This window comes from Mesorhizobium sp. ESP7-2 (assembly GCF_020164715.1).
In the GTDB taxonomy this organism is placed as follows: domain Bacteria; phylum Pseudomonadota; class Alphaproteobacteria; order Rhizobiales; family Rhizobiaceae; genus Mesorhizobium.
Genome location: NZ_JAIUGQ010000002.1, coordinates 233,537 through 257,391, shown reverse-complemented (window position 1 = coordinate 257,391; position 23,855 = coordinate 233,537). Strand labels below are relative to the sequence as shown.

General features: G+C 63.7%; 19 protein-coding genes. 13 read left to right on the top strand and 6 right to left on the bottom strand.

Annotation, left to right across the window (positions count from 1 at the left end):
* Positions 1 to 53: 53 nt before the first annotated feature.
* From LB543_RS03525 to LB543_RS03515, 3 genes are all read right to left on the bottom strand, one after another.
* A complete protein-coding gene (locus tag LB543_RS03525; RefSeq protein ID WP_140757841.1) occupies positions 54 to 842 on the bottom strand; it encodes a TIGR02186 family protein in 789 nt (262 codons plus the stop codon).
* The gene (locus LB543_RS03520) at positions 842 to 1,765 is read right to left on the bottom strand and encodes a sulfite exporter TauE/SafE family protein (protein WP_140757840.1); all 924 of its coding nucleotides are present in this window, start codon (positions 1,763 to 1,765) and stop codon (positions 842 to 844) included. Before LB543_RS03520 ends, LB543_RS03525 begins: the two co-directional genes overlap by 1 nt.
* 193 nt (positions 1,766 to 1,958) lie before the next feature.
* A complete protein-coding gene (locus LB543_RS03515) occupies positions 1,959 to 5,978 on the bottom strand; it encodes a peptidoglycan-binding protein (protein ID WP_224613071.1) in 4,020 nt (1,339 codons plus the stop codon).
* A 455-nt stretch (positions 5,979 to 6,433) separates the two neighbouring features.
* On the opposite strand from LB543_RS03515, the gene LB543_RS03510 reads away from it, so the two are divergent.
* The 8 genes from LB543_RS03510 to LB543_RS03475 all read left to right on the top strand — a co-directional run bounded on the left by LB543_RS03510 (position 6,434) and on the right by LB543_RS03475 (position 15,822).
* Positions 6,434 to 6,895 carry a MerR family transcriptional regulator gene (locus tag LB543_RS03510; protein ID WP_140757838.1) on the top strand — a complete coding sequence of 154 codons (462 nt, stop codon included), beginning with the start codon at positions 6,434 to 6,436 and terminating at the stop codon, positions 6,893 to 6,895.
* 267 nt (positions 6,896 to 7,162) lie between these two features.
* Positions 7,163 to 8,953, top strand: a complete 1,791-nt coding sequence (locus LB543_RS03505; RefSeq protein WP_224613070.1) for an acyl-CoA dehydrogenase — start codon at positions 7,163 to 7,165, stop codon at positions 8,951 to 8,953.
* A 46-nt stretch (positions 8,954 to 8,999) separates the two neighbouring features.
* Positions 9,000 to 10,172: an acyl-CoA dehydrogenase family protein gene (locus tag LB543_RS03500; RefSeq protein WP_224613069.1), complete on the top strand. Its 1,173-nt coding sequence runs from the start codon at positions 9,000 to 9,002 to the stop codon at positions 10,170 to 10,172.
* A gap of 32 nt (positions 10,173 to 10,204) precedes the next feature.
* Positions 10,205 to 11,413 carry an acetyl-CoA C-acetyltransferase gene (locus tag LB543_RS03495; protein ID WP_140811339.1) on the top strand — a complete coding sequence of 403 codons (1,209 nt, stop codon included), beginning with the start codon at positions 10,205 to 10,207 and terminating at the stop codon, positions 11,411 to 11,413.
* Between the two features lie 13 nt (positions 11,414 to 11,426).
* Positions 11,427 to 13,646, top strand: a complete 2,220-nt coding sequence (locus LB543_RS03490) for a 3-hydroxyacyl-CoA dehydrogenase NAD-binding domain-containing protein (RefSeq protein ID WP_224613068.1) — start codon at positions 11,427 to 11,429, stop codon at positions 13,644 to 13,646.
* Between the two features lie 9 nt (positions 13,647 to 13,655).
* Positions 13,656 to 14,201 (top strand): thioesterase family protein, encoded by a 546-nt coding sequence (locus tag LB543_RS03485; RefSeq protein ID WP_224613067.1) that lies wholly within the window; start codon positions 13,656 to 13,658, stop codon positions 14,199 to 14,201.
* Between the two features lie 124 nt (positions 14,202 to 14,325).
* On the top strand, positions 14,326 to 14,961 hold the full coding sequence (locus LB543_RS03480) for a helix-turn-helix transcriptional regulator (protein ID WP_224613066.1): 636 nt from the start codon (positions 14,326 to 14,328) through the stop codon (positions 14,959 to 14,961).
* Between the two features lie 9 nt (positions 14,962 to 14,970).
* The gene (locus LB543_RS03475; RefSeq protein ID WP_411908735.1) at positions 14,971 to 15,822 is read left to right on the top strand and encodes a thermonuclease family protein; all 852 of its coding nucleotides are present in this window, start codon (positions 14,971 to 14,973) and stop codon (positions 15,820 to 15,822) included.
* On the opposite strand, the gene LB543_RS03470 is transcribed toward LB543_RS03475, so the two are convergent.
* Positions 15,788 to 17,434, bottom strand: coding sequence for a lysine--tRNA ligase (locus tag LB543_RS03470; RefSeq protein ID WP_224613065.1), 1,647 nt, complete (start codon positions 17,432 to 17,434; stop codon positions 15,788 to 15,790). The genes LB543_RS03475 and LB543_RS03470 overlap by 35 nt on opposite strands.
* A 157-nt stretch (positions 17,435 to 17,591) precedes the next feature.
* Between LB543_RS03470 and LB543_RS03465 the strand changes: the two genes are divergently transcribed.
* The gene (locus LB543_RS03465; RefSeq protein ID WP_224613064.1) at positions 17,592 to 18,005 is read left to right on the top strand and encodes a tellurite resistance TerB family protein; all 414 of its coding nucleotides are present in this window, start codon (positions 17,592 to 17,594) and stop codon (positions 18,003 to 18,005) included.
* An 18-nt stretch (positions 18,006 to 18,023) separates the two neighbouring features.
* Here LB543_RS03465 and LB543_RS03460 read toward each other — a convergent pair whose 3' ends face one another.
* Entirely contained in the window at positions 18,024 to 18,875 is an 852-nt protein-coding gene (locus tag LB543_RS03460) for a transporter substrate-binding domain-containing protein (RefSeq protein ID WP_224613063.1), read from the bottom strand.
* Positions 18,876 to 19,134: 259 nt separating this feature from the next.
* On the opposite strand from LB543_RS03460, the gene LB543_RS03455 reads away from it, so the two are divergent.
* From LB543_RS03455 to LB543_RS03445, 3 genes are all read left to right on the top strand, one after another.
* A complete protein-coding gene (locus LB543_RS03455) occupies positions 19,135 to 19,866 on the top strand; it encodes a helix-turn-helix transcriptional regulator (protein ID WP_140757830.1) in 732 nt (243 codons plus the stop codon).
* A gap of 98 nt (positions 19,867 to 19,964) precedes the next feature.
* Complete coding sequence (locus LB543_RS03450) at positions 19,965 to 20,603, top strand: acyl-homoserine-lactone synthase (RefSeq protein WP_140757829.1); 639 nt, start codon at positions 19,965 to 19,967, stop codon at positions 20,601 to 20,603.
* Positions 20,600 to 21,349, top strand: coding sequence for an enoyl-CoA hydratase-related protein (locus tag LB543_RS03445; protein ID WP_224613062.1), 750 nt, complete (start codon positions 20,600 to 20,602; stop codon positions 21,347 to 21,349). Before LB543_RS03450 ends, LB543_RS03445 begins: the two co-directional genes overlap by 4 nt.
* Before the next feature lie 98 nt (positions 21,350 to 21,447).
* Here LB543_RS03445 and ppk2 read toward each other — a convergent pair whose 3' ends face one another.
* Positions 21,448 to 22,353 carry a polyphosphate kinase 2 gene (gene ppk2, locus LB543_RS03440; RefSeq protein WP_224613061.1) on the bottom strand — a complete coding sequence of 302 codons (906 nt, stop codon included), beginning with the start codon at positions 22,351 to 22,353 and terminating at the stop codon, positions 21,448 to 21,450.
* Between the two features lie 156 nt (positions 22,354 to 22,509).
* On the opposite strand from ppk2, the gene LB543_RS03435 reads away from it, so the two are divergent.
* Complete coding sequence (locus tag LB543_RS03435; protein WP_224613060.1) at positions 22,510 to 23,775, top strand: ATP-binding protein; 1,266 nt, start codon at positions 22,510 to 22,512, stop codon at positions 23,773 to 23,775.
* The last annotated feature ends 80 nt before the right edge of the window (positions 23,776 to 23,855 follow it).

Here is a 23,855-nt window from a genome sequence, read left to right as displayed (position 1 = left end):
GCGGCGGTTTATCGCATGGCCGGGAAAAGGGGAACCCCTCTTTTCCCGGAGCATCAATCTTTGCGGAACACCAGCCGGCCGAGCCAGCCCGTCACCATGGCCAGCGATATGGCGAACACGCCGTAGAGGAACGAATAGTCGTGGGCGACGCGGAAGATCGATTGTTCGAAGCCCGATTTGCGGATTTCGAGCTGCGCCGAACTCTCCTTGACGAACAGGCCGCTCTTGAACAGGAACGCGCGCGCCTTGTGCGTGCCGACCGGCACATTCGGCGCCAGCCTGACCGTGGCGCGAAACAGGTTCTGCGACAGGAATTGCACGCCGCCGACATTCTCGCTGTAGAGGCCGGTCGCCGTCTTGCGCTCGCGCAACGCCGCGGTGAATTCCTCGATCGTCGCGGGGCTGTCGCCGGCATCGGCGGGCTGCATGTAGAGGTTGGAGGCGCCGAGCGATAATTGCCTGTAGCTGTTGGGTTCGGTGATGTCCTGCAGAGGCCGCGTCGTCGCCACCGAGTAGGATACCGGCACGTTCTCGAAGGTCTCGGAGTCCAGATTGACCCAGACGCCGAGCACCCGGTCCTTGCGGCGCACCACCACCGGCTTGGGGGGCCCTTCGAGCACGACGATGACGTCGTAACGGCCCTGTCGTGCCACCAGGGGGTCGGGATTTTCCAGCGAACCGAAAATGGTCAGGTCGGCGCCGGAAAAGCCGGCGGTGATCGACACGGCGTCGGTGGAGAGACCGATCTGGATGCTTTCCGTCAGCGGCGTCTGCGCCTTCGCCGGCGCGGCGGCGGTCAGTGACAGGAGAGCGACGGCTGCGAACGCTTTCAGGCCTTTCATCAGTTGAGGCCCACGCCGGACAGCGAATAAAGGTTGGGCGGAGTGACGAACAGATCGGTGGCGAGCCGGATCGCCACCGCCAGCACCAGCAGCGCCAGCAGGGCTCTCAATTGCTCGCCGCGCAGCCGCTGCCCGGCCTTGGCGCCATATTGCGCCCCGGCTACGCCGCCTGCCATCAGAAGGAAGGCCAACATCACATCGACCGTCTGGTTGGTGGTGGCATGGACGAGCGTGGTAAAGGCCGAGGTGAAGATGATCTGGAACAGCGAGGTGCCGATGACGACATTTGTCGGCACCTTCAGCAGATAGATCAGTGCAGGGACCATGATGAAGCCGCCACCGACACCGGTGACTGACGACAAAAAGCCGATGCTCGCGCCAAGGCCAAGCACTGGAATGACACTGACGAACAGCTTCGAGGCCCTGAACCGCATCTTCAGCGGCAGGCGATGGATCCAATTGTGCTGGCCAGACTTCTTCAGCACCGGTGCGGCGCCGCTTCGCGTGGCGCGCAGCACGCTGACGCTCTCAATCAGCATGATCGTTCCAACGGTGCCGAGCAGGGCGACGTATGAGAGCGAGATGAACAGGTCGAGTTGGCCTAGCTTGCGCAGGAAGCCGAACACGAAGATGCCGGCAGTCGAGCCGACGATGCCGCCGGCCAGGAGTACGCCGCCGAGCTTGAAGTCGAGCGTGCCTCGCTTCATGTGCGAAAGGACGCCGGAGACGGAAGAAGCGATGACCTGGTTGGCGCCGGTGGCGACCGCGATCGCCGGGGGGATGTTGTAGAAGATCAGCAACGGCGTGATCAGGAAGCCGCCGCCCACCCCGAACATGCCCGACAGGAAACCCACCGCGGCGCCCATGGCCAGCAGCACGAAGACGTTTACGGAAATTTCCGCGATCGGGAGATAGATGCCCACCCGTCAGTCTCGATCAGTTTGCCTGTCGGCGAATAAAGCCGTTGCGGACAGTATCGCATCGAAAAGCCAATTTTCTCTTGCGCCGACGCGGCGGCGTGGTCAAACCCCGCCGCCGCGCCGAAACAAAAAGACAACTCAAGCAGTTAACAGGCAAATATATGGCAAGGGCGTCGTGGAAACGACGCTTCTGCCGTTATTTGCGCGCCAGCAATGCCTTGACCAGTTGCTCGTCGACCGCGCCGGTCGCCGGCAGCTTGTTGGCGGTCTGGAAAGCGATGATCGCGTTCTTGGTCTTGTCGCCCATCACGCCGTCGGCGCCGCCGGCGTCATAGCCGTTCTTGTTGAGGATGAGCTGGATGTTCTTGACCGCCTTCTTCATGTCGATGCCGGCGGTCGTCTGCGGCGTGCCTTCCTGCCAGGATTCGGGAATGTCCACCGAATTGGCCGCCGCGTTGAGCGGCTTGGCCTTCCACAATTCAGTCGCGGCGCGCGCCCGCTCGAGCTGCTCGGGCCGCAGCGCATTGGCGATCTCGTCGCGCTTGGCCGCGGCGTCCTTGTCGCCGGTCTTGGCGACTAGTGCGAACCATTTGTAGGATTCTTCCAGGTTCTGCTTCATGCCGACGCCCTTGGCGGCGAGGATGCCGAGATTGAACTGGCTGTCCTTGACGCCGAGGTCGGCGGCCTCCTGGAACCAGTGCGCGGCCGATTCATTGTCGGTCACGCCGTCAGCGGCCATCGCGAACAGCACCGCCAGATTGTGCATGGCGCTGGCGTTGCCCTGCGCGGCGGCGAGTTGGTACCAGGTCTTCGACTTCTTGATGTCACGCGCGACGCCGATGCCCTTCTCGTAGAAATTGCCGATGCGGTATTCGGCTGGTGCGAAGCCGAGTTCCGCCGACCTCTCGTACCATTTGGCGGCAGCCGGCATGTCTTCCTTGACACCGCGCGACTCGGCGTAGCGCGAGCCCACCTCGAACAGTGCCTTGGCGTCGCCACCAGCGGCGGCGTCACGCAAGGCGGCAGGGCCGGCATCGGCCGGGATGTCGAACTTGGTCGCGGCCGTCGCCGCCGCCTTGTCCATGGGCGCAACGGCGCCAGTCGTGTCGTTGGCCGTTGCCGCTGTTGGCGCAGCAGGGGCCGGATCCGTCACGGTGGGAGCAGCGGTCATCGGAGCAACAGGCGCGGCCGATGCCATAGAGTCGGGAGCGGTTGTGCTCGGGCCGGAAGTCATGGTCGACGCAACCGGTGCCGGAGCGGGCGCGGCGGGCGCCCTATCCGGCGTCGCATCCGTATCAGACGGCATGGCCATGACGGTCTGCGCCGCCATGTCGTCCTTGCTTGCCGGCGCGGATTGTTCGGCCTGCCTGACGGCACGGGCCGGCGCGCTGTCCGTCGCCGCCGGCTGGATTTCGGTTTTCGGCTGGCTTGCGGTATCGACAGATGCCGTCTTTACCGGCTGCGAGGCGGCGATCGGGGCCCCGTCGTTCTTTGCCACCTGGGCGGGATCCGAAAGAAAGGCCTTGCCGAGCTGCAGGCCGGCAAGCGCCAGCATGATCGCTGCCGCCGCCATCAGGATCGGCTTGCGCCGCGCCTTGAGGAGGTCGCCTATCCTGAGGGCCTTGACCGGGCCTTTCATCGTCGACTGGCGCTTGAGGGCGTCGGCCTCGGCCGCGGCCGCCTGCGCCGCGCGCCGGGCAGCGGCGATGAAATCCGATTTCGCTGCGTCGCTCTCCCCGAGCTTTGCCGGCTGTCCCCGCTCGTCGCGCACGCGCTTCATGATGGCGTTGAGGTCGGGCGCGCCAGAGCCGGGTTCCAGCGGGCGGTTGGCGACTTTCGGGTCGAGCGGCTCGTCGAGATCGGCACTCGGGAAATCAACGCTCGGCGCCGAGCCGGCCAGCGGCGGAACATCCGCCGCCTTCTTGCCCTTGAAGGCGCGCGCCAGCCCGCCGAACATCGACTTGCGGCCTGCCGGCTGGTCCTCTCCGGCGACGATGTCGGAACCGAGTGCGGCCATCGCGGCGGCGGCGGCGGCTTCCGCGGGCGAGCGCGCGCCCGGCCGGGCAGACAAGCCCGATTCGACGTGCAGCGCCGGCTCGCCTGATGCCGGGTCGGCGCGCAATATGGCCATGGCACGCGCGTCGAGATCGGCCATGCCGGTCAGCGGCTGCGGCTCGTCCATGGCCATCGACGGTGCGTTCACGGCCATCTTGGGCCGCCGCGCGCCACGCCAGCCGCTCGGTTCGGTTGGAGCCACGTCGAGGAGTTCGCTCACCGCTTCGGACGGTTCGCTGGTTTCCAGCGAACCCAGCCTGTCGACGATCTTGAGCAATGTATCGTGAATGGCCTCGAAGGTGCGCGAATTTCGCTCGTCGGAACGCCGCGTCAATGTCTCCAGCGTCTTCAGGTCCTGGGCGAGGCCAGATACCGCGGCCGTATTGGTGCTCGTTCCGGCCAGCGAGCGCACCGCGTTCTCAGCCGCCTCGCGTGCGGCGCCGAGGATGGAATCGCGGGTCCCGGCCAGTGCTTTCTCGATTTCGTCGAGGCGCGGGCTGATGTCCTCGAAGTCCGGCAATGGCGTGCTGGGCTTGGAAAGATGCGCCGACAGGCCGGCGACCTGCGCCTCCAGGCTGCGGATCAGCGCCGGATCGATGCCGGCGACTTGGGCCGCCGAAGCGTCCAGCCGGCTTGAAATATCCTCGAGCCGGCTTTCCAGCCCGCGGATCGCCGCCTCGCTGGCGGGATCGGGAGCGCGCGTTTCCATGCGCTTGGCCAGTGCGGTGAAGCGGGCATCGATGGCGTCCATGATGCCGGCGCTGTCGACCTGCGCCATGCTGCGCTGATCCAGCCGGTCGGCAACCTCGTCCAGCCGGCGCTCGAGATCGCGAAACAGCATGTTGCCTTGTTCGATGGCGTCGCCCTGCCGACGCTCCATCATGCCCGACAGCACGTCGAAGCGCTGTTCAAGCCCGTGGAAGATATAGTCGGCGTCGGGCATGGCCGGCGCCTGGTCGATCTTGTCGGCGATCAGCGCGATCTGTTTGGCGAGCCGCTCCATCGCCTGCTCGGGCAGGTTGGCGCGGCCTGCGAGGTCATCGACCCGGCTCGACAGCGTGTTCAGCCGGTCGAGCACGACATTGCCGGGACGGTCCTGCGCCACTTCCTCGATCTGCTGGGCGAGCGAGTCGATCCGCTTCTCGATGCGCTCGAAGGCTTCATGGTCGATTGAATTCGCCTGCGCGGCGACTGTCGAGGCTACGATGGCGCGGGAAATCTCGTCCAGCCGCTCGTCGATCATGGCCAGCGTGCCGCCGCCGCGATTGTCCTGCTGGTTGGCGAAATGGTCGACCGCCCCAGCCAGTGTGCGGACCTTTTCCTCCAGCGAACGCAGCGACAGCGATTCCGGCAGGTTGTTGACGGCGTTGCTGATCTGCTCCAGCCGGTCGGTCAGGGCCGCAAGGGCTGGATCGTCGGAGCGCTTGCGCTGGTCGGCGTCGACGCGGTCTTCGAAAGCCGTCCAGCGGCGGTCGAAATCGTCCCAGCGGCGGTCGACCTTCTGCACGCTCTCCTCACGCGCCAGCGTGTCGAGCGCGGCCTTGACCTGCTCGAGTTCCAGTCGCAGCAGATTGACGCTCCTGTCGTCACTCTTCTCCGAGAGCGATTTGATGGCGCCGGAAAGCCGCTCGAATTCCAAGCCGAGTTCGGCGCTGCCCTTGCCTGTCGCGCCGGGCTTGGCATTCGCCTGGAAGGCGCGGTCGATATCCTTGCGCAGCGCGTCGAATTCGCGCTGCAGGCCCGAGGTCACCTGGTGGCGCAGTTCCTCGCGCATGCCGCGCAGTTCACCCGCGATCTTGCCGACCATGGCGACGCTGTCTTCCTGGCCGCGCACGCGGTCGATGTCGCGCGCGATCGCCTGATAATTCTGGTCGAAGGCAGGGGAGGGTGCAGGGTTGTGCGCACGCGGTGCCGGCTGCGGATCCTCATACCAGCGCTGCTGGGGCATCGGCTGCGCGGCGGGATAACGCGGTTCGGCGGCGGGGTAACGCGGGTCGGCGCCATATTGGCGAGGAGCGGGGCGTGCCGTCGCGTCCTCGCGCGTCTGCCCCAGGCGCTGTTCCAGGGTCTCCAGCGAGCGGTTCAACTGCTCGAGCGTGGTCTGCGGCTTGCGCTGCCTGCCGGCATTGAGTGTATCGAGGTAGGACCGCTTGCTGTTCATCGGTGCGTCCGTCTTTCAGATTGGCCGGCTTGCGACCAGCTCCCCAAGTCCCTGCCGGAACGAGGCGACCGCGCTTCCATGCCACGGTGGAAGACTAGCTTCCCGGGTTTCACCCGCGCTCCGAAAAACCGTGAAAAATTCGATACAGGATAACCACGGGTAGCCGACATGCGCACATTTCGCCCAACGTGGTAAACAACGCGTTAACCAAACTTAAGAAGTTGCAAGGAAGTTGGCTGTCGCGACGTCCGGTGCGGCATAAAGCACCGTTTTCAGAACGCCCTTGCGTCATGAGGCGGCTATCGGTATAGAATTGACGTAAACGTAAATGGCGCGTCAACCGTGCTGTTTTGCGATTTGTTTGTCGAAACCACGGCCGGAAGCACGCCCCCGCTTCCAGTCAGGCGACGCCTGGTCCAGGACCGCGACGCCACCAAACGGGGAAGCCAGTGACCATGAAACTTATCTCGGCCGGCGAGACCGCGGCCAATACCAATAATGCATCTGTCGAAGCCGGCGAGGATCTCTCGCGAATCGGCGAAATGGCCAAAAAGTACGGCGTGACGCTGCGCACGCTGCGCTTCTATGAAGACAAGGGCCTGCTCAACCCGCAGCGCGACGGTTCGACCCGTCTCTATACGCGCCGCGACAAGGCCAGGCTGAAGCTGATCCTGCTCGGCCGCAAGGTTGGGTTCTCGCTGCGCGACGTCAAGCAGATGATGGACCTCTACGATCCGACGGGTTCCAACACCAAGCAGTTGCGGCTGGCGCTGGACAAGTCGGAAAAGCAGCTCGCTCGCCTGCAGAAGCAGCGGACACTGATCGACGACGCCATCAATGAGCTCAGCGGCTCGATGTCTGCGGTGCGCAAGATGTTGGCCGAGCGTACGGCGCCGCAGGCTAGCGTCGCGAGCTAAGCCACTCTCCGACACTGTCGGATCCCTTCACCGTCAAAGCCGCGTGGCCATGCCGCGCGGCTTTTTGCTATCTTTGGCCTGCTGTTTCCAGCTGCCTCGCGCAATGCCGCAACGCCAGGCACCGGGCGCATGGCGGCGGAAATCTTGTCGCATCGAAAATATTGACGTTTACGCAAACGTCAATATTTGCTATTGCGGCTTCGACATTGGCCCGCTTGCCGCGCACGGCTTGATTTCGGGGCCTAATCCGCATGGTGGAGGAAAAGCATGCCGATCTACAGGGCCCCGGTCCAGGACACGCTGTTCGTGCTCAACGAAGTTCTGGGCTATCAGCGCTATTCGAACCTTCCCGGATTCGCCGACGCGACGCCCGACGTGCTGGAGGCAATTCTCGCCGAAGGTGCCAAGCTCGCCGAGAACGTCATGCATCCGCTCAACCGTGTCGGCGACATGGAAGGCTGCGTGCGCCACGACGACGGCTCGGTGACCACGCCCAAGGGCTTCAAGGAAGCGTTCGACCAGTATCGCGAAGGCGGCTGGATGGGCCTTGCGGCTCCCGTCGAGTTCGGCGGCCAGGGCCTGCCTTACACCGTCCACCAGGCAGTGTCGGAATACATGGTGTCGGCCAATATGGCGCTGATGATGTATCCGGGCCTGACGCAAGGCGCGATTGCCGCCATCATCACCCACGGCACCGACGAGCAGAAGGCGACCTGGCTGCCCAGGATGGTCGAGGGCACCTGGACCGGCACCATGAACCTGACCGAGCCGCATTGCGGCACCGATCTCGGCCTGTTGCGCACCAAGGCGGTGCCGAACGGCGATGGCACCTACAAGATTTCAGGCCAGAAGATTTTCATCTCGGCCGGTGAGCATGACATGTCGGACAACATCGTCCATCTGGTGCTGGCCCGTATCGAAGGCGCACCGGAAGGCGTCAAGGGCATCTCGCTGTTCATCGTGCCGAAGCTCAAGCTCGACGCGTCGGGCAATCCAGAGACGAGCAACACCGTTTCCTGCGGTTCCATCGAGGAGAAGATGGGCATCCACGGCAACTCGACCTGCGTCATGAATTATGACGAGGCCGAAGGCACGCTGCTGGGTGAGGCCAATGGCGGCCTGAAGGCCATGTTCACGATGATGAACGAGGCGCGGCTTGGCGTCGGCCTGCAGGGCCTGTCGCTGTCGGAGATCGCCTACCAGAACGCCGTCGCCTACGCCAAGGACCGCTTGCAGGGCCGTTCGCTGTCGGGTCCGAAGGCACCGGATAAGAAGGCCGATCCGATCATCGTCCATCCCGACATCCGCCGCTCGCTGATGACCATGAAGGCTTTCAACGAGGCCGGCCGCGCGCTGGCGCTGTGGACGGCGATCAAGTCCGACATCGCGCACCGCTCCGCCGACGATAAGGACCGCCAGGCGGCCGACGATTACACCGGCCTGATGACGCCGGTGGTCAAGGGTGTGCTCACCGACAAGGGCTTCGACCACGCCGTGATGGCGCAGCAGGTCTTCGGCGGCCACGGCTACATCGAAGAGCACGGCATGAGCCAGTTCGTGCGCGATGCCCGCATCGCCATGATCTATGAAGGCGCCAACGGCATCCAGGCGCTCGACCTCGTCGGCCGCAAGCTCGGCTTGAACGGCGGCCGCGCCATACAGGCCTTCTTCAAGGAGGTCGGCGAATTCTGCGAGGAGAACCGGGCCGACGAGAAGATGGTGCCCTTCACCAAGGGTCTGAAGAAGGGCCTCAACGATTTGCAGGCGGCGACCATGTGGCTGCTGCAGAACGGCATGGCGAAGCCCGACAATGCGGGTGCGGCCTCGACCGACTATATGCATCTCTTCGGCCTCGTGGCGCTGGGTTACATGTGGGCCCAGATGGCCAAGGCGGCACAGGGCAAGGCGGGTGCCAACGGCTCCCAGCCTTTCTATGACAACAAGGTCGTGACGGCGCGCTTCTTCATGGAACGGATCATGCCGGAAACCTCGGCGCACCTCGCCCGTATTTCGAGCGGCGCCGATACGCTGATGGCCCTGCCGGCGGAAGCGTTCTAAACTCGGTCTCGCTAGCCTTTCTGTCTGTCGATACGCGGAGGAAATCGTGGCGACAAATCCCGCCGAAGTGCTCTCTTTGCCGAAACCAGCCTGGGCGGCCGACGAGGTCGGCATGCTCTACGACATGGCTACCCGTTTCATGTCGGAGGAGATCGCGCCGCGCTACGACGAGTTCGAGAAGAACGAGATGGTCGACCGCGAAAGCTGGCTGAAGGCGGGTTCCGCCGGCCTGCTCTGCGCGTCCATGCCGGAGGAATATGGCGGCTCGGGCGGCACCTTCGCGCATGAGAGCGCCATCATCGAGGCGATCGGCCATGTCGGCGTCGACGGTTTCGGCATCGGCCTGCACAATTCGATCGTCGCCCCTTACATCCTCCATTACGGCTCGGAAGAGCAGAAGAAGAAATGGCTGCCCAAGCTCGCCACCGGCGAACTGATCGGCGCTATCGCCATGACAGAGCCCGGCGCCGGCTCCGACCTGCAGGGTGTCAAGACCCGTGCCGAGAAGGACGGCAACCAGTACAAGATCAACGGCTCCAAGACCTTCATCACCAACGGCCAGCTCGCCAACTTCATCATCGTCGTCACCAAGACCGATCCGGAGAAGGGCGCCAAGGGCACCTCGCTGATGATCGTCGAGACCGATGAGGTCGAAGGCTTCCAGCGTGGCCGCAACCTTGACAAGATCGGGCTGAAGGCCAACGACACGTCGGAACTGTTCTTCAACGACGTGCGTGTGCCGACCTCCAACCTGCTCGGCCATGAAGAGGGACAAGGCTTCGTCCAGCTCATGCAGCAATTGCCGCAGGAGCGGCTTCAGATCGGCACCGGGGCGATCGCCATGATCGAGCGGGCGCTGGCGCTGACGATCGATTACGTCAAGGAGCGCAAGGCCTTCGGCAAGGCAATCATCGACTTCCAGAACACCCAGTTCAAACTGGCTGAATTGAAGACCGAGGCCACCATCGGCCGGGTCTTCTACAATGACTGCGTCACCCGCCACATCGATGGCGGGCTGGATCCGGTAACGGCCTCGATGGTCAAGTACTGGCTCTCCGACCTGCAGGGCAAAGTCGTCGACGAATGCCTTCAATTGCATGGCGGCTATGGCTACATGAATGAATATCCGATCGCCCGCATGTTCCGCGACGCTCGCGTCCAGCGCATCTACGGCGGCACCAACGAGATCATGAAATTGCTGATCGGACGCTCGCTCTGAGCAGCTTTTCAGCGAACCCAAGGAGCATGAAAATGGCCGAAGCTTATGTCTATGACGCCGTGCGCACGCCGCGCGGCAAGGGCAAGAAGGACGGATCGCTGCACGAGGTGCCGGCGGTGCGGCTCGCCGCCAGGACGCTCGAGGCACTGCGCGACCGCAACGGGCTGGACACCGGCAACGTCGACGACATCATCTTCGGCTGCGTCGATCCTGTCGGCGAGGCGGGTTCCGTCATTCCGCGTGCCGCCGCCTTCGAGGCCGGCTACGACACCAAGGCACCGGGCATGCAGATATCGCGCTTCTGCGCCTCCGGCTTGGACGCCATCAATTTCGGCGCCGCCAAGATTGCCCAGGGCGCCGATGAAATCGTCATCGCCGGCGGCGTCGAATCGATGTCGCGCGTCGGCATGGGCATGTCTGGCGGCGCCTGGTTCATGGATCCTTCGGTCGGCCTGCCCGGCTGGTTCGTACCGCAAGGCATTTCGGCCGACCTGATCGCCACCAAATACGGTTTCTCGCGCGACGACGTCGACGCCTACGCGGTCGAGAGCCAGAAGCGCGCCGCAAAATCCTGGGCAGATGGCCGCTTCAAGAACTCGGTCATCCCGATCAAGGACCAGAATGGTCTCACCATTCTCGACCATGACGAGCATATGCGGCCGTCGACCGACATGCAGTCGCTCGCCTCGCTCAATCCGTCCTTTGTCATGCCCGGTGAAATGGGCGGCTTCGACGCGGTGGCGGTGCAGAAGCATCCCGAGGTCGAGGAGGTCAACCACGTCCACCACGCCGGCAACTCGTCCGGCATCGTCGATGGCGCGGCGGCCGTGCTGCTCGGCTCGAAGAAGGCCGGCAAGGCGATGGGTCTCAAGCCGCGCGCGCGCATCCGCACCTTCGCCAACATCGGCTCCGAGCCGGTGCTGATGCTGACCGGCCCGGTCGACGTCACCGAGAAATTGTTGAAGCGCGCCAAGATGAAGCTGTCGGACATCGACCTGTTCGAGCTCAACGAGGCCTTCGCCTCGGTCGTGCTGCGCTACATGCAGGCTTTCGAGATCCCGCACGACAAGATCAACGTCAATGGCGGCGCCATCGCCATGGGCCATCCGCTCGGGGCCACCGGCGCGATGATCTTCGGCACGGTGCTGGACGAACTCGAGCGCCGCGACTTGAACACCGCGCTGGTGACACTGTGCATCGGCGCCGGCATGGGTACCGCAACCATCATCGAACGCGTCTGACGGGGAGAGAACGATGAGCTACACCAATTTCACCCTCGACATCGACGCCGACGGCATCGCGCTGGTCACCTGGAACAGCCCGGACCGCTCGATGAACGTCTTCACCGAGGAGGTGATGCGCGAGTTGAACGCCATCGTGGACAAGGTGGCCGGCGATGCGGCCATCAAGGGCGCGGTGATCACCTCCGGCAAGGACACCTTCTCCGGTGGCGCCGACATCACTCTGCTGCAGAAGATGCTGACCACCTTCGCCACTGACAAGGTCAAGGATGTCGAAAAGGCGACCAAGGCGCTGTTCGACAATGCCGGCATCATGACCGGCCTGTTCCGCAAGCTGGAAACCTGCGGCAAGCCATGGGTCTCGGCGATCAACGGCACCTGCATGGGCGGCGCCTTCGAAATGTCGCTGGCCTGCCATGGCCGCGTCGCGGCCGATTCCGACAAGGTGAGGATGGCGCTCCCCGAGGTGAAGATCGGCATCTTCCCCGGTGCCGGCGGCACCCAGCGCGTGCCGCGGCTGACCGACCAGCAACAGGCGTTGCAGATGCTGACCTCCGGCCAGACCCTGTCGCCGCAGAAGGCGAAGGCGATGGGCCTGATCCATGAGATCGCCGAACCGGCGAAACTGGTCGAGACCGCCAAGGCGATGATCAGGAACGGCCTCAAGCCGGTGGCGCCGTGGGACGAGAAGGGCTTCAAGCTGCCCGGTGGTCCGATCTATTCGGCGGCGGGCGCCAATCTGTGGCCGCCGGCCATCGCCATCCTGCGTCGCGAGACCCATGGCAATTACCCGGCCGCCGCGGCGATCCTCAAATGTGTCTATGAGGGCCTCCTGGTGCCCTTCGACACCGCGCTCAGGATCGAGCAGCGCTATTTCACCGAGATCATGCAGAGCAAGGAAGCGGCGGCGATGATCCGTTCGCTGTTCGTGTCGCTGCAGGAGCTGAACAAGGGCGCGCGCCGCCCGGCCGGCGTGCCGGACACCAAGTTCAAGAAGATCGGCATCCTCGGTGCCGGCTTCATGGGCGCCGGCATCGCCTATGTCACCGCCAAGGCCGGCATTCCGGTGGTGCTGCTCGATCGGGATATGGAGTCGGCCGCAAAGGGCAAGGCGCATTCCGACAGCCTGGTCTCGGATCAGGTCAAGAAGGGCCGCGCCAAGCCCGAGGAGAAGGACAAGCTCCTCTCGCTGATCACGCCGACGGCAGACTATGCCGACCTCGCCGGCTGCGATCTCGTCGTCGAAGCGGTGTTCGAGGATTCAGCCGTCAAGAAGAACGCCACCGAACAGGCGGAAGCCGTGCTGAAGTCGTCGGCGATCTTCGCCTCCAACACCTCGACCATTCCGATCACCGGTCTGGCCAAGAATTCGGCGCGGCCGAAGAATTTCATCGGCATCCACTTCTTCTCGCCGGTCGACAAGATGATGCTGGTCGAAATCATCCTCGGCAAGAAGACCGGCGACAAGGCGCTTGCCACCGCGATCGACTTCGTGCGCGCCATCAAGAAGACGCCGATCGTCGTCAACGACACGCGCGGCTTCTATGTCAACCGCTGCGTGCTGCGTTACATGTCGGAAGCCTACAAGATGCTGATCGAAGGCGTGCCGGCGCCGATGATCGAGAATGCGGCGAAGGCCGCCGGCATGCCGGTCGGTCCCTTGGCTCTGACCGACGAGACGGCCATCGACCTTGCCCAGAAGATCATGAAGCAGACCATCAAGGATCTTGGTCACAAGGCCGTCGACCCCAGACAGATGGCGCTGATCAACATCATGGTCGACGACCACGGCCGCTTCGGCCGCAAGAATGGCAAGGGTTTTTACGACTATCCGGCCAAGCCCGCGAAGAAGAAGCTGTGGCCGGGGTTGAAGGACCTCTATCCGCAGCTCGCGGCCGAGAAGGTCGACTATGAGGAACTGCAGCAGCGCCTGCTGGTCACCATCGCGCTCGAAGCGGCACGCGTGATGGAAGAGGGTATCGTCACCGATCCACGCGAGGCCGATGTCGGCTCGATCCTGGCCTTCGGCTTCGCGGCCTACACCGGTGGCGCGCTGTCCTACATCGACGGGATCGGCGCCAAGCAATTCGTCAAGATCGCCAAGAGCCTACAGAAGAAGTATGGCGCCGAGTTCAAGGCGCCCAAGCTGCTCATCGACATGGCCGAGAAAGGTGAGACCTTCTACGAACGCTTCGATCCCTATGCCAAGGGCGACGTGAAGCAGGCAGCCTGACATAGCGTCATGTATGTCTGGGCGCGCATGGCGCGCATGCTGGGCACGGCGCGCGGGCGTGGTCCCTATATGATGGGCGGCGAAGGCCGGCTGGCGTTTCGTTGCCTGCCGACCGACATCGATTTCAACGTCCATCTCAACAATGCGCGCTACATGATGCTGGCCGATCTTGGCCGCATCGACCTGTTTGTCCGCGCTGGTCTCATCACGCTGGCTAGGAAGAATGGCTGGGCGCCGATGATGGGCGGGCTGCAGGCCGTCTACGCTCGCGAGATCCGGCTGTGGCGGCGCTTCGAAGTGGTGTCCTCGATCGAGACCTGGGAAGGCACCCAGGTCATTGGCAAACACCGTTTCGTTCTCGACAATAGCGAGACCGCCGCCCTGATCATGACCACGGCCGGGGTCTACGACCGCAAGGCGCGCCGTTTCCTCGACATTGACGAGGTAGTCGCCGCACTTGGCGGTGCGGCGAGCCCGCGGCCACCGACCGAGGCGGAACGCATTTTCATGACCTCGCATCGGGGTTTGCGCGCCTTGGCCAAGGGAACAGGCTGATCCCGGAAATTGTAATCTCTTGGGCCTTCACGGTGCATGCCGTAGGCCCGCGCCTGGTAGACAAACCGGTATGCAGGGACTAGAAGGAACAGGCATTTTTTCCTGTCTCGAAGGAGCGCGCAAAATGCTCTCGCACGACCGCGTGTGGGCCGCCATAGACGCTCTGGCCGAGCGCTATTCGCTTTCGGCCTCGGGTCTGGCGAGGCGCGCGGGTCTCGATTCGACCGCCTTCAACAAATCGAAACGCCTCTCGTCCGACGGCCGGCCGCGCTGGCCGTCGACCGAATCGCTGGCCAAGATCATCGAGGCCACCGGCGCTTCGCTGGACGAATTCACGGGACTGATCGAAGGCCGGGGCGCATCGCCCGCCAGCCGGCGCGCCGTGCCGTTGCTCGGCTTTGCCCAGGCGGGCGCCGGCGGCTTCTTCGACGATGCCGGTTTTCCGGCGGGGCAGGGCTGGGATCTCGTCGAATTGCCGGCGCAGTCGACCGAAAGTTCCTATGCACTGCAGGTGCAGGGCGATTCCATGCTGCCGCTCTACCGCAACGGCGATGTGCTCATCGTCGAGCCGGGCGCCGCCACCCGCAAAGGTGATCGCGTCGTCGTCAAGACCACATCAGGCGAGGTGATGGCCAAGGTGCTCGAGCGCCAGACTGTCAAGTCGATCGTGCTGGTCTCGCTCAATCCGGAGCATCCCGACCGCGACATCCCCATGCGCGAGGTCGAATGGGTGGCGCGGATCGTCTGGGCAAGCCAATAGGTGCAACGGGTGCGACTTCCTCATCTGGTCCTGGCGGTTCTGATGGTTCCGGTGATGGCGGCACTGGTCGTTGCCGGAGGACGCACGCTGAAAGGCAGCGCAAGCACTGTGGCGGTGGATCAGATCGATCCCGGTGCCGATACGATCCCGCAGGCTGACACCGGGACGGTGCCCGAAGAACCTGCAACCTCCGCCATACCTGCTCCCCAGCCGCCAAAGCCTGAGGCGCATTCGAGGGCGATCGATCCGCAGGTCGTCGCGCCGCCGGAACTGCCCGCCGGAGAGCTCGAGAGGGTCGAGCCCCGCGAGCCGTTGAGCAAGCTGGCGCTGGCCGTGCCGCCCAAGCCGAAGATGCCCGACGACTGGAACGGCACGAAGCTGTTCCAGCCGGTCGCGCCGGCTGCCGGCCTGATCGAGGCGAAAGGCTATTCGGTCGCCGTTTCCGGCATCGATGTCGTCGGGCAGGACGAGACCTGCACCACCGACGGCAAATCCTGGCCGTGCGGCATCCGTGCTCGCACGGCTTTCCGCGCCTTCCTGCGCGGCCGCGCCGTGGCCTGCACGGTGCCGCCGGAAGGTGGTCGCGACCGGATCGCGGCGGAGTGCCGGATCGGCAAGCTGGATGTCGGTCAATGGCTGGTCGAAAACGGCTGGGCGCGCGCCGCCAAGGGCGGGCCCTATGTCGAGGCCGGCAACAAGGCGCAGAGCGCGAAGAAAGGCATTTTCGGATCGGCGCCGAACCTTGCCGGTATCTCGGCGGTGCCGGCCGCGCCCGCCCCGGCGCCTCAGGCGCCGGGTTCGATCCTGGAAGAGGACGGCGGCGTCCTCAAACCAGCTGACCAGCCAACGCCTTCTGAATGAGCGAGCGGGTTTCGGCGACGCCGTAGAGGGCGGCGAAGGATCCGAAGCGTGGGCCGCGTTCCTGACCGATCAGCACTTGATAGATCATCTGGAAGAAGGCGCCTGAAACGCCGGGGCCACCTTCCGGACTCTGCTTGGAATGATCCTGATAGCGTTCGATCTTGCGCGCCACGTTGAGCGAAGCGCTTTGGATCGCCTCGCCGCTGGCGCCCGCTGGCAAGTCGCCAAGTGCCTTGTCGAGAGCCACCAGTGCTTCGCGCTCGACCTCGTCGGCCGGTCGAAAGGTCTTCGTCGGCTTCACGAAATCGTCGAAATAGCGGATCGCATAGGCCGTCAGCCGGTCGAGCTCGGGATGGGTGGCCGGCGTCACGCCCTGCACATGGCGCGAGATGAAGCCCCACAGCACGTCCTTGTTTTGCGCATTGGAGGCACTGACCAGGTTGAGCAGCAGCGAGAACGGCACCGGCATGTCGATGGCGGGCGGATTGCCGTCATGCATATGCCAGACCGGGTTGCCCAGCCGCTCCTTCCAGTCCTGACGGGGATAGGCGGCGAGGAAGGTGTAATATTCGTCCACCGCCCGCGGTATGACGTCGAAATACAGTTTCTTGGCCTGCCGCGGCCGCTGGTACATGTAGAGCCCTAGGCTCTCGGTCGGTGCATAGGCCAGCCATTCGTCGATGGTCAGGCCATTGCCCTTCGACTTGGAAATCTTCTGGCCGTTCTCGTCGAGGAACAGCTCGTAGACGAAATGGTCCGGCGCCCGCCCGCCCAGGATGTTGCAGATGCGGTCATAGACCACCGCATTGGTCTGGTGGTCCTTGCCGAACATCTCGAAGTCGACGCCGAGCGCCGCCCAGCGCATGCCGAAATCCGGCTTCCACTGCAGCTTCACCCGGCCACCGGTGACCGGCAGCGTGGTTTCGGTGCCTTCATCGTCGAAGGTGATGGTGCCGGCCTTGGCGTCCACATTTTTCATGGGAACGTAAAGCACGCGCCCGCTCTTCGGCGAGATAGGCAGGAAGGGGCTGTAGGTCGCCTGCCGCTCAGGTCCGAGCGTCGGCAGCATGACCGCCATGATCTGGTCGTAGCGTTCGGCGGTGCGCAACAGCATCGCATCGAAGCGGCCGGCCTTGTAGTACTGCGTCGCGCTGGCGAACTCGTAGTCGAAGCCGAACGTGTCGAGGAAGCGGCAGAGCATCGCATTGTTGTGGTCGGCGAAGCTCGCATAGTCGCCGCCGAAGGGGTTGGGCACCGACGACAGCGGCTTGTGCAGATACGGCTCGAGCGCTGCGCGATCCGGCACGCTGTCGGGTATCTTGCGCATGCCGTCCATGTCGTCGGAAAAGCACAGCAGCTTGGTGGCGACCTTGTCCCGCGTCAGCACGCGGAACGCATGGCGCACCATCGAGGTGCGCGCCACTTCGCCGAACGTGCCGATATGCGGCAGGCCCGACGGTCCATAGCCGGTTTCGAACAGGATCGTTTTGGGAAAGTCGGCGCCCTTGTAGCGCTCGATGATCTTTTTGGCTTCCTCGAACGGCCATGCCTTGCTCTCGGCCGCAGCCGTCAGCAGTTCGGGATTGAGATCGATGATGTTTGATCCCGCCATGGTCCTGTTTTCCAAAATTATTCGCCGCTCTGGCTGCAAGTGTCGATTTTCAACCGGTCTCTAGGCGCGCGTGGCCGGAGCGTCAACGCGTGGAGCGCTTTTTCCTTGCGGCCTCGGGCTCTCCTTCCTACCTTCGGAGCCCGTCAAGGAGTAAAGAATGCCGTCGCCGACCCCACATGAAGCCCTGATCTATCTAATGGTCATCACATCGGCCTCAGACCGGGACATGACCGACATCGAACTGGCCAGGATCGGCGAGGTCGTCCGCTCGTGGCCGGTGTTCGAGGATTTCAGGCAGGACCGGCTGGTTTCCGTGGCCCAGGCCTGCCAAAAGATGCTCCAGGAAAAGGGTGGGCTGGAGGGGGTCCTGACCCAGGTTGCGGAGGCGCTGCCGGAGCGGCTGCACGACACCGCCTACGCCGCCGCCTTCGAGGTCGCCGCCGTCGATCTGGAGATGCGGATGGAGGAGGTGCGCGTGCTGCAACTGATCCGCCGTCAGCTCGATCTCGACACGTTGACCGTGGCGGCCATCGGCCGTGCGGCCAAGGCAAGGCTTCGCACGCTCACCTGAAGAGAGCGTTATGCCGACTCAGAAAAAACTGACCGGGAAATAGCGCAGGTAGAATTCGGCGAAAGTGCCTTTCATCGAAATCTCCTGCAATGCGTAGTCGAGTGCTGCGGCCAGCGCCGGATTGTCGGCGCGCGTGGCGATTGCCATGCCGGTGCCCAGATATTCGGGCGCCAGGTAGGGGCCGCCGGCAAAGCGGCAGCAGCCGGCCGCATCGGAGCCGCCGAGCCAGAAGGCGAAGCGCATGCCGTCGCCGAAGGCCGCGTCGATCTTGCCAGCCTTGAGGTCGCCGTAGAGCGCTTCCGGCTTGTCGAAGGGGACGACCTGGACCGTGCTGAAATAGTCGCGCAGCATGCGTTCATGCGCTGAGCCTGATATCACGCCGACGCGCTTACTGCGTAATTTGTCGAGGATCGGTTCCGCCAGCGCCTTGTTCTTGGGCATGATGAAGCGTGCCGGAAACTGCAGGTAGGCGCGCGAGAAGGCGTATGTCTGGCGTGACTGCGGCGTTGCGGCAATGCCGGCGATGATCGCTTCGCCTTCGCCTTTCTCGAGCGCGCCTTGAAGCTCCGCCCACGGCAAGGCTTGGATCTGGCATTTGTCGACGATGCCGAGTTCCGCGCAGATGGCGCGCGCCATGTCGATATGGAAACCGGACAGCTTTCCCGCACCGTCGAGGAAATTGAAGGGCGGAAAATCCGTGGTCGTCAGGAACCGCAGCCGCGGCAGTGCCGAAAGGTCCGGCTTGGGCAGCCGCTCCTTGGCGTCCCATAGCACCGGTACCTGCGGCTCCGCCGCGCGCGCTCCGGGAACCCAAGCCAGGGCCGCGATGAGCGCCGCTGCCAGGACCTGGAACCTCCATTGGAACGCCAAGATAGAACTCCGCCGCACTCGTTCTCGTGCCGGTTTTGGTACGAAAATGGTACAGGCACAATGCTTTTTGATTTCAACGCTTCGATTTCAGGATATGGTTCGGTGGGTTTGCAAACAGCGGTGGCTGCCCTGGTGGGGTACCAGGGTCGAGAACCACAACCGGAAGCGGGCGCTTTGCAATTCCTGGTCGGTGGCGAAGTGCCGGCAAGGCGTGGACCATGGACTTTAATGCATAAGGCAACATGGGGTTGATGTTGCGATGGGTCAGTTCGATCGGACGCTGGAATACATAGACCAGCTGCAGCACGCCGCAACGGCGGCTGCGGTCTGCGAGAAACTGTTGGGCGTAACATCGGAGTTCGGCCTGACCGCGCTGATGGCCGGAACCGTTCCGAAGCCGCGCACGCCCACGGGTCAGCAAAAGCAGCATGTGCTGCTTTGCGACTGGCCGGTCGAATGGCTCGAGCGCTATGTGACGCGCAACTATGTCGATCACGATCCCGTCGTCAGTCACATGAAACAGCTGCAGGCGCCGTTCCAGTGGCGGGAAGCCGCCCAGGGGCTTCGCATCGACAAGGGCAGTGGCGAAGTGATGGGCGACGCCGGCGCCTTCAAGCTTCGCGATGGGCTGGCCTTTCCGCTGATCACGCTCGACGGCGAAATCGTCATGGTGTCGCTGGGTGGCGAGGCCGTGGAACTGTCGGCGGCCGAGTTCGGCCTGGTCTCGCTGGTCTCGACCTATGCCGTTGGCCGCGCCATGCAACTCCACACCATGGCGGCCACGACCATCGATCACATCGAACTGACGCCGCGCGAACGCGAGTGCCTGCAATGGGCCGCCGTCGGCAAGTCCGAATGGGAGATTTCGCAAATCCTCGGCATCTCCGAACACACGTCGGAGAAACATCTTCTTAACGCCAAAAGCAAACTCGGTGCCGTCAACCGGGTGCAGGCAGTCGCCGAGGCGATAAGGCGGGGATACATTAGCTAGGTCGGCCGTGCCGGCCTAGAACTTCTCGCCTACGTGATCACGCAATTTTCGCATCGAAGCACGGCCGTATCTTCCCCTGAAACACAGGAGACTACGGAATGCTTTTTTGTCTTTCGACCAAAGAATTGATGGAACGCCCCGACCTCTGGGAGGCCGTCCATCGGCTGCGCTATCGGATATTCGTCGAGGAAATGGGATGGGAGGACCTGCGTCGCCCCGACGGGTTCGAGGTCGACCAGTTCGATCATGACGAGGCGGTGCATCAGATCGTCATCAGGGGCAATGAAGTCGCGGGTTATCAGCGGATGTTGCCGACCACGCGGCCGCATCTCTTGACCGAGGTGTTGACCGATCTCTCCGAAGGAACGCCGCCGGCGGGTCCCAACATCTGGGAGTTGACCCGCTATGCGGTGGCTCCGGGTTTTCGCGATGGCCGGCGCGGCGTCTCGACCGTCGGCACGGAATTGATAGCCGGTTTCGTCGAGTGGGGTCTGAAGCGCGGCGTCGACAAGGTGATCATCGAGTTCGAGCCGATGTGGGTGCTGCGCGCACTGCAGTTGCACTTCCTGGCGACGCCGCTGGGCTATCAGCGCACCTATGGCAACCAGCAGGTCGTGGCGACGCTGCTCACCTTCAACGAGCACACGCTGGACGTGGTGCGTTCGCGCCGCAAACATCATGCACCCGTCCTGGCCAGGGGATATCCCGACATGTTCGGCCAAAGGAGGGCGTCATGAACGCGCATCCGCAGCCTGAACTGCGCAACCACGCGCTGATCGTCACCGTATCGTCGAATGACGGCCGGCCGGTGCTCGACAGACGGGCCTATGAGAGCCTTGCCAGGACGTTCCACGAAGCCGCCGAGAACGACGAGGTGCGGGTCGTCGTGCTGCGCGGCCTGGCGGGCTGCTTCTGTCTTGGCGGCGACTTTTCCGAATTCCTGGATGCCACCAAGCATCAGAAGCTGATCGCCGCCGTCACCGACATGTTCCGCATGCTGGCGACGTTTCCAAAGCCCATCCTGGCCTGTGTCGACGGCGATGCCGTCGGCGTCGGCTGCACCATCCTGTTCCATTGCGACATGGTGATCGCGTCGGAAAAAAGCACGTTCCGGGTGCCGTTCGTCGATTTCGGCCTTGTGCCGGACGCGGCGACCAGCATCCTGGCGCCGCAGAAGCTCGGCTATGCCGGCGCTTTCCGCTTCTTCTGCCTCGGCGACACGCTTCGTGCCGAGGACGCCAGGGCGCTCGGCCTCGTCGCCGAGATCGTCCCGGAGGACAGCGTCGAGGAGGCGACGCTCGGCCGGGCCAGGCAGCTCGTCAAAAAGCCGGTTGCGGCGTTGCTGCAGACGCGCGGCCTGCTCAAGGGCAACACCACGGCACTTTGCGAGCGCATCGATGAGGAGATATCGCTGTTCCAGCAGGCGCTGCAAGACGACGCGACGCTGCGACGGTTGCAGCGGATCGCGCGCCTGGCGGCCTAGAGTCGGATGGTTTCAGGTCGAATCGGCCTGAAACCTGAATCGGTAGTGCGTCTATCAAATTGCGCCGCGCTCCCTTTGGCTGCGCGGCACCAAAAGCGTCAGTCCTGCTTGCCGAGGAATGATGGTCCCTCGCCGATGATCTTCCTGTCTTCCTTGCCGATGACATCGAGATCGCGCCCCTCATAGGGCAGCGACAGGAGGATGCGACGCATCACCGCCAGCCGCGCGCGGCGCTTGTCGTTGGCCCGCACGATGATCCATGGCGCGAACTCCTTGTGGGTGTGCTCGAACATGCTATCGCGCGCCTTGGTGTAATCGTCCCACTTGGTGATGCCGGCAATGTCGATCGGCGAGAACTTCCAGCTCTTCAGGGGGCTGTAGCGGCGATCGTGAAAGCGCTCGAGCTGCGTCTCCTGGCCGATGTTCAGCCAGAATTTGAAGAAATGCATGCCGTCATTGACGATCATTCGTTCGAAATGCGGCGTCTCGTCGAGAAACTTCTCGTGCTGTTCTGGGGTGCAAAAACCCATCACCGGCTCGACGCCGGCGCGGTTGTACCAGGAGCGGTCGAAGGTGACGAATTCGCCCGACGTCGGGAAATGATCGGCATAGCGCTGGTAATACCATTGCCCCAACTCCGTCGGGGTCGGCTTGGTCAGCGCGACGTTGCGCGCCGTGCGCGGGTTGAGGTACTGGCGCAGCACGAAGATCGTGCCACCCTTGCCGGCAGCGTCGCGCCCCTCGAACAGCGCCATCACCCGTTTGCCGGTCGCCTGCAGCCATGCTTGCGCCTTGACCAGCTCGATCTGCAATTGCTCGAGCGTTTCGTCATACTCCTCGCCTTTCATCTTCTTGTCGTAGGGATACCCGCCTGCGGTCAGCTTGTTCTCCTCGACCCAGTCCGGAAGCGCGGGATTCTCGATGTCGAACTCCCGTTCCTTGCCGCCGATCCGGATTTTCAGCGGACCTGTTGGCGTGGCGGAATTTTCCTTGGCCTTATTCATGCAGACGAACCCTTTTAAGTGTCTGGACTCATGCTATTGGGAGCCACTACAGCGCCGCGCGTCCATTTGGACACGCGAAGGACGCTGTAGCACTTTTGATTTGCGGTCCAGCGGAAGTTTTCGCCGCCGTGTGACCGGTGGAGGCTGGGCGCGCGAATGACTGACCTGGGCGCGGAGCAGAAAAGCACGGGGCAAGCGATCGCCGGCCGGCTGTGGAACAGCCGCTGGCTGCTCGCGGCCGGTGTCCTGGCGGTCCTGATCACCTATGGCTTCGCGGGTATTTCCGCCTACGTGCTGGTACCGGCGCTGCTCCTGCTGCTGGCGGCGGCAATATTGCCGGTGGCGGGTGCGCGCCATTCCGCCGAGGGCGCTGTGGCAATCGAGGCGGTGGGCTTGCTGCGCCTGTCCGGCGAATATCTGGCGGCCGCCGTCGCCGATCCGCTGATCATCTTCGACCATGCCGCCACCATCGTCCACGCCAACGCCGCCGCCTTTGCCGCCTTTGGCGGCATCGCGCCCGGCATATCGCTGCCGCTGAAATTCCGGGCGCCGGAAATGCAGGCGCTGCTGGACAGTGTCCTGTCGGGCACCGTCGCCTCGGATGTTGTCGACTACACAGAGAAACTGCCCGTCGAACGGGCCTACCGGGTCAGCGCGTCCTCGGTCGGGCATGGCACCGACCTCTATGTGCTGGTCTTCAAGGACCAGAGCGAGGCGCGGCGCATAGACCGCATGCGCGCGGACTTCATCGCCAATGCCAGTCATGAGTTGCGCACCCCGCTGGCTTCGATCGCGGGCTTCATCGAAACGCTGCGCGGACCGGCCCGCAACGATCCGGCGGCGCGCGAGCAGTTCCTCCAGATCATGCAGAACCAGACCGGCCGCATGGCGCGCCTGATCGATGACCTGCTGTCGCTGTCGCGGCTGGAGATGAAGCCCTATCTGAAGCCGGGAACCGAAGTCGATCTGCGCCAGACCGTGGACGGCGTCATCGATTCGCTCGGACCGCTCGCCCGGGAAAACAATGTCGTCATCGAGCGCGATTTCGCCGAGGGGCCGCTCGATGTGCCGGGCGATCGCGACGAGCTGTTCCAGGTGTTCGAGAACCTTTTGGAAAATGCCTGCAAATACGGCCAGTCGGGCGGCCGCGTCGTGGTGTCGATCGCACGCGGCGAAGATGGTGCCGAACCAGGCATCGACGTGACGATCAGGGATTTTGGCCCCGGCATTCCCGAGGAGCATATCCCGCGCATCACCGAGCGCTTCTATCGCATCGATGTCGAGACCAGCCGCACGCAGAAAGGCACGGGTCTTGGCTTGTCGATCGTCAAGCACATCCTGACGCGTCACAACGCCAGGCTGACGATCAGGTCCGAGGTCGGCAAGGGCGCCGCCTTCTCGGTCCATTTGCCGGCGCACTGATACTGCCCTAGTTTTCCACGGGACCGTTTCTTTTTTCTGTCATCCGGTTAGCGTATCAGCGGGGATTCGAGGAAACGACT